The sequence below is a fragment of the Limisphaera sp. VF-2 genome (assembly GCF_049537125.1).
Taxonomy (GTDB): domain Bacteria; phylum Verrucomicrobiota; class Verrucomicrobiia; order Limisphaerales; family Limisphaeraceae; genus Limisphaera.
The window spans coordinates 1-12,480 of the sequence record NZ_JBMVQY010000003.1 but is presented as its reverse complement, the minus strand read 5'-3'; the positions used below and the strand labels follow the sequence as shown (position 1 = coordinate 12,480).

8 protein-coding genes are annotated in these 12,480 nt (G+C 66.8%); 2 read left to right on the top strand and 6 right to left on the bottom strand.

Features of this window, described 5'->3' with window-relative positions; all coding sequences use genetic code 11:
* Positions 1–435 precede the first annotated feature (435 nt).
* Complete coding sequence (locus ACPDIT_RS10275) at positions 436–1,344, top strand: glycerophosphodiester phosphodiesterase (protein ID WP_423443183.1); 909 nt, start codon at positions 436–438, stop codon at positions 1,342–1,344.
* A 183-nt stretch (positions 1,345–1,527) separates the two neighbouring features.
* On the opposite strand, the gene hypE is transcribed toward ACPDIT_RS10275, so the two are convergent.
* From hypE to ACPDIT_RS10245, 6 genes are all read right to left on the bottom strand, one after another.
* Positions 1,528–2,580 carry a hydrogenase expression/formation protein HypE gene (gene hypE, locus ACPDIT_RS10270; RefSeq protein WP_423443181.1) on the bottom strand — a complete coding sequence of 351 codons (1,053 nt, stop codon included), beginning with the start codon at positions 2,578–2,580 and terminating at the stop codon, positions 1,528–1,530.
* A gap of 71 nt (positions 2,581–2,651) precedes the next feature.
* On the bottom strand, positions 2,652–3,755 hold the full coding sequence (gene hypD / locus ACPDIT_RS10265; RefSeq protein ID WP_423443180.1) for a hydrogenase formation protein HypD: 1,104 nt from the start codon (positions 3,753–3,755) through the stop codon (positions 2,652–2,654).
* On the bottom strand, positions 3,752–4,015 hold the full coding sequence (locus tag ACPDIT_RS10260) for a HypC/HybG/HupF family hydrogenase formation chaperone (RefSeq protein ID WP_423443178.1): 264 nt from the start codon (positions 4,013–4,015) through the stop codon (positions 3,752–3,754). The genes hypD and ACPDIT_RS10260 overlap by 4 nt, the downstream gene beginning before the upstream one ends.
* A gap of 238 nt (positions 4,016–4,253) precedes the next feature.
* Positions 4,254–5,492 carry a tryptophan synthase subunit beta gene (trpB, locus tag ACPDIT_RS10255; protein ID WP_423443176.1) on the bottom strand — a complete coding sequence of 413 codons (1,239 nt, stop codon included), beginning with the start codon at positions 5,490–5,492 and terminating at the stop codon, positions 4,254–4,256.
* A 977-nt stretch (positions 5,493–6,469) separates the two neighbouring features.
* Positions 6,470–7,570 carry a tyrosine recombinase XerC gene (locus ACPDIT_RS10250; protein ID WP_423443174.1) on the bottom strand — a complete coding sequence of 367 codons (1,101 nt, stop codon included), beginning with the start codon at positions 7,568–7,570 and terminating at the stop codon, positions 6,470–6,472.
* Between the two features lie 30 nt (positions 7,571–7,600).
* Positions 7,601–10,459, bottom strand: coding sequence for a DNA topoisomerase III (locus ACPDIT_RS10245; RefSeq protein WP_423443172.1), 2,859 nt, complete (start codon positions 10,457–10,459; stop codon positions 7,601–7,603).
* Positions 10,460–10,699: 240 nt separating this feature from the next.
* Between ACPDIT_RS10245 and ACPDIT_RS10240 the strand changes: the two genes are divergently transcribed.
* On the top strand, positions 10,700–12,229 hold the full coding sequence (locus ACPDIT_RS10240) for an SLC13 family permease (protein WP_423443170.1): 1,530 nt from the start codon (positions 10,700–10,702) through the stop codon (positions 12,227–12,229).
* Positions 12,230–12,480 lie beyond the last annotated feature (251 nt).

Below are 12,480 nucleotides of genomic sequence, written 5' to 3'. Positions count from 1 at the left end.
CACGGATCATCCCGAAGCCGGCCCGCGAATGGCAAGCCCGTCTCATGGACCATGACGCCCCTGGCTCCCACATTGCGTTCCTGCGCTCCTGCCGGCTGGTTTCGGCCGGCCCTCAAAGCTGCGCGGGTGCGATGCTCCCGGAGGAGCGCCGTCGCGGGAGATGCCTCCCCATGCGGCTCCGGCCATGTTCCAGAGTTCGACTTCGACAGGTTTGGGCCGTGTGTGGCGGCATCCTCCTCCCGGCCTTCGGCGGCGGCAGACCCGGGCCGCGGATGATCGAGTTCTTTCGCTCGCAGCTTCGAGCTTCTCCTGCTTGAAGGGACGTCCGGCTGGAGTGTTTCTGGAGGTGGAGGCACCGGAACATCGAAGCCGCGGCTGGATTTCTCGCGACTTTTCCGGTCCGGCTTTTTGTCCGAAGCTGAAGGCGGAACTGCGATGAACAAATCACGCGCACTGTTGACGGGGGCCGGCGTGTGGGTTTGGCTGAGCCTGTTTGTAATGCCGACTCCGGCCCAAAACCGCGTCGCCGAAGTGATCCAGGCACCCCGGACCCTGGTGATCGCCCACCGGGGGTATTCCGGCCTTGCCCCGGAGAACACCCTGCCGGCGTTCGAGCTGGCCCTGAGCGTGGGTGTCGATCTGGTGGAGTTGGATACGCACCCGTCCCGCGACGGCGTGCCGATGGTGATCCATGACGCGACGCTCGACCGCACCACCGACGCCGTCGAACGCTGGGGGCGGACCAGGATTCCCGTACGCGCCCACACCGCCAACGAGCTCCAAGCCCTGGACGCCGGCCGCTGGTTTCATGCGCGTTATGCGGGCACGCGCCTGCCCACGTTGCTGGAAGCCCTCCAGACCGTGCGTGCCGCCGGGGGTTGTGTGCTGGTGGAGTGCAAGGAGGGCGATGCGGAGACCCTGGCCTCGTTGATCCGCGCGCACGGCTTTGCCGAGCGCGTGGTGATGCAATCGTTCAACTGGGAGTTTTTGGCCGCGTTCCATACGCGGGCGCCCGAAGTGCAGGTGGCGGCGTTGGGTCCGCCGTCCCGGTTGGTGGACGGCACACGACCGGATCACCGGCCGGAGGGCCTGGGCCCGGAATGGTTGGCGGAGGCCCGTCGCACCGGCGCCCGGCTGGTGGTCTGGAGCCAGAAGCACCTGACCCGCGCGGGTGTGGAAGCTGCCGTCGCGCAAGGGTTTCGGGTGTGGGCCTACACGGCCAACACGCCCGAGCAATACGAGGCGCTGCGGCGGTGCGGCGTTCACGGGATCATCACGGATCATCCCGGCCGGCTGTGGCGGTGGCTGGCCCTGCGGCAGTGGACGCCCGAGGGAAGCCCGTGAGGTCGGCACAGCGCCCGGCACCTCGCGGAGACGGGCGGCAGACGTGACGGCCGCGGGCGCGCTTTTCAGACCCCTCGGCGGGGGTGGGCCCGTTCCCCGGGGACGCACACTCGCGCTTCGCCCTCCCAACCTCGGCCGCAGAGGGCGCACGAACCCGAAGTTCGGGCTGCAGGCCGCAGCGGCTCAGCAGATCCGCGGCAATTGTTCGCCGCTGAACATGTCGAGGATGCGAGGCGCACCGATCCGACTGCGCAGGGTGACCCGACCCTCGCCGGGGCCGCGCACCTCTCCGATGACCGCGGCCGGCAGTTCCGGGGCCGCCTCGCGGAGCAGGGTGAGGGCCCGCGCGGCATCCGACGCAGCCACAATGGCGATGAACCGTCCTTCATTGGCCACGTGCAACGGGTCGAGCCCCAGGATTTCACAGGCTCCCTGCACTTCCTCGCTGACAGGCACGGCCGCTTCGTCCACAAGCAAATCCAAACGCGTGGTTTCGGCGATCTCCACCAGGGCACTGGCCAGACCGCCCCGGGTCAAGTCCCGCAGACAACGAACCTGAATGCCGCCGTCCAGCAGTCGGAACACGGGCTCCACCAGGGGCGCACAATCGCTCGTGAGGGTGGTTTCAAAGGCCAAACCCTCCCGCGTGGCCATGATCGCCATGCCGTGTCGGCCGATATCCCCGCTGAGGAGAATGCGGTCGCCGGGTCGAACCTGAGCCGGGCTGATCTCGCGGTCCACGGTGACGCGTCCGATCCCGGTGGTGGTGATGTACAGGCCATCGGCCCTGCCCCGGTCCACCACCTTGGTGTCGCCGGTGACCAGGGGAACGCCCACGGCGGCAGCCGCAGCGCGCATGGACTCGACCACCCGCTGCAGCGTCGCCACGGGCAGGCCCTCCTCCAACACGAAGGCCGCCGCCAGGGCCACGGGGCGTGCGCCACACATGGCCAGGTCATTCACCGTCCCGTTGACGGCGAGGGTGCCGATGTCGCCCCCCGGGAAGAAGAGCGGGCGCACCACGTAGGCATCCGTGGTGACGGCCCAGCGTTGACCGCCCAGATCGAGGCAGGCGCCATCGTGTCGGGCCGCCAGGGCCGGGTTGTCGAATGCGGGCAGGAAGATCTCCTGCAGCAGGCGGTGCATCAAGCGGCCGCCGCCGCCATGGGCCAGCAACACATGTTCATACCTCTGGATGGGTGTTGGACAAACCAGGCCTTGTGGGGAGTCGTTCATGGAAGGGACGCAATTGGGGGCATTGGCCAGTTTCCCAGCGGCTCTCTTCGCATGTTCCTCTTGGAACTCCGTCACGCCGGCACCGCGCCGGGCTGGCGCCGGTAACGGTAATACGCTGCACATGCGCCCTCGCTGGAGACCATGGTGGCCCCCAACGGATGCTCCGGGGTGCAGCGCGTCCCGAATGCGGGGCACTCGACCGGCTTTTTTCGACCCTGCAGGACCAGGCCGCTGATGCATTCGCCGGATTCGGCCACGGTTTGCACGGGGAGGTCGAACCGCAGCTCCGCATCGAATGCAGCAAATTCGGGCCGCAGGCCCAGGCCGCTGGCGGGAATCCTACCCAGGCCGCGCCAGTTGCGATCCACCACTTGAAACACCTCCTGCATGATTTTCTGCGCAGGTCGGTTGCCCTCGGGTCGAACGGCGCGGGCGTAGGCGTTTTCGACGCGGGCCTGGCCTCGTTCGAGCTGTCGCACGCAGAGCAGGATGCCCTGAAGAATGTCGAGGGGCTCGAAACCGGTCACCACCATGGGCACCCGGTGGCGGGCGGCCAACGGTTCGTATTCGGCCGTGCCCATCACCGTGCAGACGTGGCCGGCGGTCAGAAAACCCTGAACCCGGTTTTCAGGGGAGCTCAACAACGCCTCGATGGCCGGCGGGACCCGGACATGTGACACCAGCAGCGAAAAGTTCCGCAGGCCATACCGCTTTGCCTGGAGCACCGCCAGCGCATTGGCCGGGGCCGTGGTCTCGAAACCGACGGCAAAGAACACCACCTGCCGATCCGGATGCTTCCGCGCCAGCGCCACGGCGTCCAGCGGGCTGTAAACCATGCGAACGTCGCCCCCGGCAGCCTTCACCGCTAACAGATCCTCTTTCGAACCCGGCACGCGTAACATGTCTCCGAAGGAGCAGAAAATGACCTCCGGCCGCCGGGCCAGGGCCACCGCCTTGTCGATCAGTTCCACGGGCGTGACGCAGACCGGGCAGCCGGGTCCGTGAACCAACGTGAGCTTCGGCGGCAACAGCTCATCCAGACCGAATCGCACGATGGCGTGCGTTTGGCCGCCGCAGATCTCCATGATTGTCCACGGACGCGTCACCTCGCGGCGGATCGCTTCCGCCAAACGCTGCACGCCCGCGGCGTCCCGGTACTCGTCCACGAATTTCATGGCGGGGATCGTTCCGGAGGACCCACCTCCTCCAGTTGATCCATTTGGCGAAGGTACTCGAAGATCTGACGCGCCTCGGCCTCGTCGATCACGCTCAGTGCCATGCCGACATGGACCAGGACGTGGTCCCCGGGTTTGGCCTCGGGCACACAAGCGAGGCTGACCTCCTTGATGACGCCCCCGAAACTGACGCGGCCGGTCCGCTCCAGAGGGTCCTCCCCGCTCACGCTGAGCAGTTTTCCTGGTACTGCGAGGCACATGACACCGTATGTCTAGCGGAGACCGGCCTGCCTGGCAAACGTCTCCTGTCTCCTCGCGGGGCAGGGTTCGCCCCGGCGCGATCGAGACCCACCCTGTGCCCGGGCGACTCAGGCCGGGGTCGGCTCCCGGCATTGGACGGGGTCAAAAGTCCGGGTCAGTGCCCAAACCCTTGCACCGGGCGAGCGTTTGCGCCCGGCCCCGGCCCACCGCCGAGGGCGAAAGCGAAGCATCGCGGCGTCAGTGCGATGGTACCGATTCCAGTGACACCGGCAGGGAGAGCTTGCGCCGCGCGGCCACCTGGGCGACGTCTTTGTCGCCCCGTCCCGAGAGATTGACGATGATGATTTGATCGGGCCGCATGGCCGGGGCGCGTTTGATCGCTTCGGCCACCGCGTGGGCGCTCTCGAGGGCGGGCAGGATGCCCTCGGTGCGGGCCAGCCGTTCGAAGGCCTCCAGCGCCTCTGCGTCCGTGGCATAGGTGTAGGTCACCCGGCCCTGGTCGCGCAGCCAGGCGTGCTCGGGGCCCACGGCCGCGTAATCGAGGCCGGCGCTCACGCTGTGGGTGAGCTGAATCTGGCCCCACTCGTCCTGCAGCAGGTACGAGCGTGTGCCCTGTAAGACGCCCAGCGATCCACCCTGAAATCGGGCTGCATGTTTGCCGGGTTGAATCCCCTCGCCGCCGGCTTCCACGCCGACCATCTGAACCTCTGCATCCCCCAAAAAGGCATGGAACAGACCCATCGCGTTGGACCCGCCCCCCACACAGGCAATCAACAGATCCGGCAGTCGCCCCTCTTTTTCCAGGATTTGGCGACGGGCTTCCTCTCCGATGACGCGTTGGAAGTTTCGGACCATGAGAGGGTAGGGGTGCGCGCCATACACGGTGCCCAGGATGTAATGGGTGGTGCGCACGTTGGTCACCCAGTCACGCATGGCCTCGTTGATGGCCTCCTTGAGTGTCTGCTGGCCGGCGGTGACCGGCACCACCTCCGCCCCCAGCAGTTTCATCCGGTAAACATTCAGGGCCTGTCGGGCGCAGTCCACCGCCCCCATGTAAATGACGCATTCCATGCCGAACATGGCGGCCACGGTGGCCGTGGCCACGCCGTGTTGTCCGGCGCCGGTTTCTGCAATCACGCGGCGCTTGCCCATCCGCCGGGCCAGCAAGGCCTGGCCGATGCAGTTGTTGATCTTGTGAGCGCCCGTGTGCAGCAGGTCTTCGCGTTTGAGGTAGATGCGAGCGCCGCCCAGTTGGCGAGTCAGACGCTCGGCCAGATACAGCGGCGTGGGCCGGCCGCAGAATTCGCGGAGGTAGTATTCGAATTCGGCCTGGAACGCAGGGTCTGCGCTGGCCTTTCGATATTCGGCCTCGAGTTCTCCGAGCGGATGCATCAGGGTTTCGGGCACGAACCGACCTCCGTAGGGTCCGAAATGCCCTCGTGCATCCGGCAGGCTTTCGACGGTGCTTGCTTCCATGGCGGGCAAAACTAGACGCTCGCACCGGCGCCGTCGAGTCGTGAACCCGGCGTGCCTTGCGGAGGGGCGCATTCACCGGGCGCCGAATGCAAGCATTCCCGGGAAACGCGCTTTTCCCTCGGCTCTTGGGTGCGGAGCACCTCCCAAATGCCGCCGGATTTTTGGCTGTCTTCGACACCGGAAAGCGCAGGGACCGCGGATTTGCGGTGCCAGGGAGCCCTGTCCCACACCAAAGATCCACGCCTCGATCCTCCCAAACAGCCCTTGCAAGATCTACCCCCAACAAGCCCATCCAGGGTCGGAAAGGTTCCGTGCCTTCGCCGTGCCGTGGGTTTGCCCCGAGAGGGTGCGGACGCGCCGGTTCAGGGTAGCGCCCCGGGCCACCGGACCACTTCGCTGCCGGGGGAATGTGCGTGCCGCCAGCGCACTGAGTGATTGTCCCAACGGGGCGAAAACTCACCAGCCCGGGGCAACGCCCCGGGAAACCGGGTCGCCGCCATTCATCCCGCCTGAGGGCGGGATTCGGCGGGACACACCCATGCGCCGCTCGCAGGAGCTTGCGGAGGCATGCCCGGGAGCGGTCGGAATGGCGAGGTTGTCCCGGTTGCAGGACCCGGCCGAGCCGTACACTCGGCGCGGCGGGGTCGAGTTGGAAAACGGAGCGTCGCGCACTGTGGGCACGTCAGGGACAACGGCCCAAGGGAGTCGAGTGGCTGCCCGGAACTTGGGATCGGGTCTGCCCGACCCGTAGCTGTCCACGAAAAGTCAGAAGGCCCGGCGGGTGGTTGTTCCCGCGGCTCGCGCTTCGAGATGCTCCGGTCAGGCGCGGGCCAAGCGGGCTCGAGAGCACGGGCTCTGTTGCTGCGAGTGCTTCGACCCCCTCAGCACCACAAGGCTCATCGATCCAACCCGACGGCCGATGTGGAATTGGCGTGATCCGGGGTTTCTGTCGGCCCACGCCCCCTTCTGTCAGCCGTTCAGGCGCGCGGATGGGACTGGTCGTACACGCGTTTGAGGCGGTCGGTGGTGACATGCGTGTATACCTGGGTGGTGACCAGGTGGGCGTGGCCGAGCAGTTCCTGCACGCTGCGGAGATCGGCGCCGGCTTCCAACAGGTGCGTGGCGTAACTGTGCCGGAGTTGATGGGGCGTAATGGCGGGGTCGAGACCAGCCCACACGAGATACATTTTCAGGCGGCGCTGCAGCAGGTTGGCCGTGATCGGGGCGGGGCCGGCGGAGGAGGAAGGCCGCCGACGCGAAGGCCGCCCTGCGCGGGGCGAGTGGGATTGGAACACGGGGTGATCCGGGGCCGGCGGCTCCGGCAGGAGATTCCAATAGGTTTGAATCGCCTCCAGGGCCGGCTCCCCGATGGGGACGAGGCGTTCTTTGCGGCCCTTGCCCCGGACGCGGACCAGGGCCTCCTGCCAGTGGATGTCGCCAACCCGCAGGCCGCAGAGTTCGCTGATACGCAGGCCGCAGGAATATATCGTCTCCAGGATGGCGTAATCGCGGTAATACGCCACGGCCAGGGGCGGACGGCCCCGGCGGGTCTGGGCCCGGGTGGTCGCGGCTTGCAGGGCCTGGAAAGGGGCGCGGAGCAGTTGAACCAGTTGCTGGACGGTCAGATGGCGGGGGAGCCGGCGCGGCAGTTTGGGCAAATCGAGACCGTGCACGGGAGAGGCCGCGGCGCGGCCGCGACGGACGAGAAACCGGTAGAAGCTGCGCAGCGCACTGAACCAGAGCCGGATGGTGGCGCGTCCGAGGTTCTGGCGGCCCAGATGCCGCAAAAAAGCGCGGAAGTCATCGCGGTGGAGCCCGGCCCAAGCCGGGAGCATCTGTCGCGTTTCGCGGTACCAGCGGCGGAAGGCTTCGAGGGCGGTGCGGTAGTTGCGACAGGTGTAGGGCGAGGCACCGCGTTCCGTGGCCAGGTACTCCAGGAAAGCCTCCAGATCGGCGTCCGGGTCGGACGCCCCGCCGGGGGGCGGTGTCGGAGGCCGGGGTGGGGCAGGAGAGTCTTGAGTCTCGGGCTGGGGATTGGAGCGGGCCGGGCGATCGGAAGAGTCGGGATCGGGCCACATGGGAATGGGGACCGGTGCGGGTCGGGTCGTTCAAGCCGTGGTTGGCTCCCGAGTTGTGTCGGGGGTCTCTCGTTCGGGGAATTCGAATTTGACCTTGCCTTTGGGGCCCAGCACGAGGAAGGCGGCGAACGGGCGCCCGGTCTTTTGAGACACAAACCGGTCGAGTCGGTCGGTGCGGCCCTCGCTCAAGAGCTTGCGGACCTGCTCGGGCGGCAGCGGTTGCTGAAGAATGGTTTTGGCCAGGCGAAAGGTGCAGGGTCGCGTGGCGGCCTGGGTGTTTTCACAGCGATAATCCTCCGGGGTCTCGAAGACGCGGCCCTTGCATTTGGGACATGAACCCAACGGCGTGAGGCCGGAGAGATCCACCGGGGCCGGGGGGGCGGCGGTGGCGCGCACCCGGCGCGTCCGGGCGCCGGGTTCGCGAGGGGCGAATTCGAACTTCACGTCCCCGTCTTGGAGAACCAGGTAGGCTTCGAACTTTCGGTGGTTGCGATTGGAGATGAAACCGGGCAGCAAATCGCTTTTCCCTTCGGTGAGGATCTTGCGCATCTGGGCGGGTTCCACCGGCTGTTGGAGGATGACGCGGCCGACGCGGAAGGAACAGGCTTTGTCCGGCCCCACCGCTTTGGCGCAGACATAATGCATTCCGGCTTCGTACACCGGGGCGCCGCAGCGGGGGCACGGCCCCAGGGGCTGCTGCTGGGAAAAGTCGGGAGGCGGCGTATCGGCCGCACCGCCGGCGTCGGAGGCGGTGGCCTGTCCGAAATCGAATTCGACCCGACCCGCCGGGCTGAGGCGGAGGATGGCATTGAACGGACGGCCGGTTTTGCTTCGGAAGCCCTGCAGGGGGCCGACCTGTTTGTCGCGCAACAAGGCTTCCACCTCGTCCAGTTCGAACATTCGGCCCCCGAGGATCTTGGGGATGGCAAAGTCGCAGCCGGGCCGTACGCACTGGTAGGCCTTGTACTTTTCATGGATTTCGCCGCCGCATTTGGGGCAGGGCGCCTGCAACACGCCGAAATCACCCGGGATGGTGTCGAGCTCGTACTGTTTGGCGCGTTCCACGATGCGCCGGGTCATTTCGCGGATGCCCTGCATGAATTCCTCGCGGGTTTTCTGGCGGCGCTGGACCTGGCGCAGTTGGTACTCCCAGTCGCCGGTCAGTTCCGGTTTGGTGAGCTCGGGGATGCCCAGGCCGTTGAGCAGCTCCATCAGCGCGAAGGCCTTGGCAGTGGGGACCAGCTCGCGCCCCTGCCGTACGAGGTACTTTTCTTCGATGAGACCCTCGATGATGGCCGCGCGGGTGGCCGGAGTACCCAGGCCCTTTTCGCGCATGGCCTCGCGCAACTCGTCGTCTTCGACAAGTTTCCCCGCCCCCTCCATGGCCGTGAGCAGCGTGGCCTCCGTGAAGCGGGGCGGGGGCTTGGTCTGGCCGGCCTTGATTTCGATTTCGCGGGTGTGAACGGTCTCGTCGGGCCGGATCGGCGGCAACCGGGGGGTTTCCTCGGCGCCGGGGGCTTCCTTGCCGTAAACGACCATCCAGCCCGGCTTCACCAGCACACGTCCGACACTCTTGAACGGCTCTCCGGCCACGCGGGTGATGCGGATGGTTTCGAGGAATTCGGCCGCCGGGTAGAACACGGCCAGGAAGCGGCGGGCGACCAGATCATAGAGCTTTTGCTCCGCCTCGTTGAGATTCCTGGGCGGCTGGGGCGTGGGGATGATGGCAAAGTGATCGGAGACCTTGGCATTGTCGAAGACCCGCTTGTTGGGGCGGACCCAGCCCTGCTCCAGGATTTCCGAGGCGAACGGACCGTAGGCGGTCTGGGCGAGCGCTTGCAACGTGGTGCGGACGGTCTCCAGGTAGTCCTCGGGCAGCGCTCGCGAATCGGTGCGCGGGTAGGTCAACACTTTGTGTCGTTCGTAGAGGGCCTGCGCCAGCTGGAGCGTCCGACTGGCGCTGAAACCGAACCGCGCGTTGGCCTCGCGCTGCAGGCTGGTCAGATCGAACAACAACGGGGCCGGCTGGCTGGAGGGTTTGCTTTCCTCGGTGACCGTGCCGGGCTGGCCCAGACAACGGGCGCGAAGATCCTCCGCCCGCGCCAGCTCCCACAACCGTTCCGGTTTGAGGTCCGGATCCGCGTCCCGTCCCTCCGGCTTGACGAACTTTTCGTCGAACCACCGACCGGTGTACGAGCCGGCCGCGCAGGTGAAGGTGGCCACCACCTCCCAGTAAGGGCGCGGGACGAACCGCCGGATCCGGTTTTCGCGTTCCACCACGATGGCCAGGGTGGGGGTCTGAACCCGGCCCACCGTGGTCTTGAAGAAGCCGCCGGACTTGGAATTGAATGCCGTCATGGCGCGCGTGCCGTTGATGCCAACCAACCAGTCGGCCTCGGCACGACTGATGGCAGCCTCGGCCAGCGGCTGCATTTCCTCGTCCGAACGCAGGTGTTGAAACCCCTCCCGGATGGCGGCGGGGGTCATCGATTGCAGCCACAGCCGCCGGATCGGTTTGCGCGTGCCCGAATAGCGAATGATGTTGCGGAAGATCAGTTCGCCTTCCCGCCCGGCATCGCAGGCGTTGATGATCTCCTCCACGTCCGGCCGCTGGATCAGCCGGATCAGATGCTTGAGTCGGGCCGCACTCTTCTCGATGGGCTGCAGATCAAAGTGGTCCGGCAACACCGGCAGGTGATGAAAACTCCACTTGCCCCGGGCGGGCTCGACCCCTTCCGGCGGTGTCAATTCCAACAGGTGGCCGACCGCTGACGAGATGACGTACCGGTCGTTCTCGTAGTGGTCGCCCACTTTTTTGCAGCCACCCAGGGCGCGGGCGATGTCCGCCGCCACGGAGGGCTTCTCTGCGATGACCAGGGCCTTGCCCATAGCGTGAACCATTAACGCCAAGAACCCGCCCCGCGCAACCCCAACTTCCGAGCGTGCTCGTCGAAGTGTCGCGCCGGAGGCGGCCCTGCGCCACAGCTTTCGCAGCCCCGGCGCGCAGCCCGGACCGGCCCCGGCGGGCCGGGACGAGGGCTTCAAGAACCGGCCGGCCGGCGCAGGATTCGGACTTGGCAAAGCCCGGGGATTTGCAGATTAAGCGGAAGCGTGCACGAGGATGCGGCCATGGCGGAGCCTGCAGCGCCCCCATTGCCCACCTTTGAACGGTATCGCCGGCGAGGAGGATGGATTCTGGCCCCCGTGGTGTTTGTCGGGCTCTGGGCCTGGCCGTTCGACGGTCTGCCGGAGCCGGCCCATCGCATGCTGGCGATCCTGGGCCTGGTCATGGTGCTGTGGCTGAGCGAGGCGTTGCCGCTGGGCGCGACAGCGCTGTTGGGCCCGTGTTTGTGTGTTTTGTTGGGCGTGGGCGAGGTCCGGTCCGTGTTCCAGAGTTTCGGTCATCCGGTGCTGTTTCTGTTTTTGGGCAGCTTTCTGTTGGCCGCCGCAATGGTCCGGCACGGGTTGAGCCGACGCCTGGCGCTGGCTTTGATGAGCCTCCCCGGCGTGGCGGATCGGCCGGCGCGGCTGCTGGCGGCCTATACCGTCACGTGCGTGCTGCTTTCCATGTGGATCTCCAACACGACCACGGCGGCCATGATGTTTCCCATGGGAGCGGCCCTGCTGCGGGAAATGGCGCGCCGACAGAGCGTCCTGACGAGCCAACCCGTGGACCCGGCTGACCTCCCGTACACAAAGGCGCTGATGCTGGTGACCGCGTTCGGAGCCTCCATCGGTGGGATGGCCACACCCGTCGGGTCGCCGCCCAACCTGATTGGGATGGCCCTTCTGCGCGAGCAGGCCGGGGTGGAAATCTCCTTCCTGCAGTGGGTGGCCCTGTGCCTGCCCATCGCCCTGGTGCTGGCAGGGTTTCTGGTTGTGTATTTCCACCGGGTCTGCCCGGCTCCGAACGGGGCGTGGAGCAATGCGACCACCTGGCTGGCAACCGCCCGCGCCCAATTGGGTCCGTGGCGGCGAGGGGAAATCCAGGTGCTCGCGGTGTTCGCGCTCACCGTGACGCTCTGGTTGCTGCCCGGACTGGCCGGTCTTTTGCTGGGCCCCGATACCGCCGCCTCCCGATGGTTGCACCGGCATTTGCCGGAGGAAATCTGTGCCTTGCTGGGAGCGTTGCTGCTGTTTGCCCTGCCCGCAGGAGACCGCCGGGGACAATCCACGCTTTCATGGGAGGACGTCCGCACGGTGGATTGGGGCACAATTCTTTTGTTCGGAGGCGGGCTGGCGCTGGGCGAGAGCGTGGTCTCGAGCGGCCTGGGCCAATGGATCGGCCAGCAGCTGGCAGCCGCCGTGCCGAATCCGGATCCGTTCACCCTGACCGTGTTGTTCACCGGGATTGCGGTGTTGCTCACGGAGACCGCGTCCAACACGGCGACCGCGAACCTGGTGGTGCCCATGGCCCTGGCCGTGTCGGAGGCCGCAGGCGTGTGGCCCGTGCCCCCCGCGCTCGGGGCTTGTTTGGGGGCCTCCCTGGCCTTTATGCTCCCGGTGTCCACGCCGCCGAACGCCCTGGTGTATGGATCCGGTTGGATTTCGTTGGGAACCATGTTGCGGCATGGGCTCGTCACAGACCTAGTGGGTGTCGTGGTGGTCGTTGCCACGGTCACCCTTTGGCTGCCCTGCGTGCTGAGGGGCGCTGGCTGAGCCGGAGCCCGCCTTTATGGGCGGTCGCGCTTTGGGGAAAGCCCGGCCCCCCAAGATTGATGCGCCCCATTCTCGAGACCCGCGACCGCAACAATCGCATTTTAAGAACCGCGACCGTGAGGGCGCCCGTTGTACCGCGAGGCCACGATGACATACCACCCCCCGGACCCCCGTACCCGTGCTGCTTGCCGCCTGCGCAACATCCCCGCCCCCTCCCCTCAGAGCCAGTGGCCCATCTTCTGCCGCTTGGT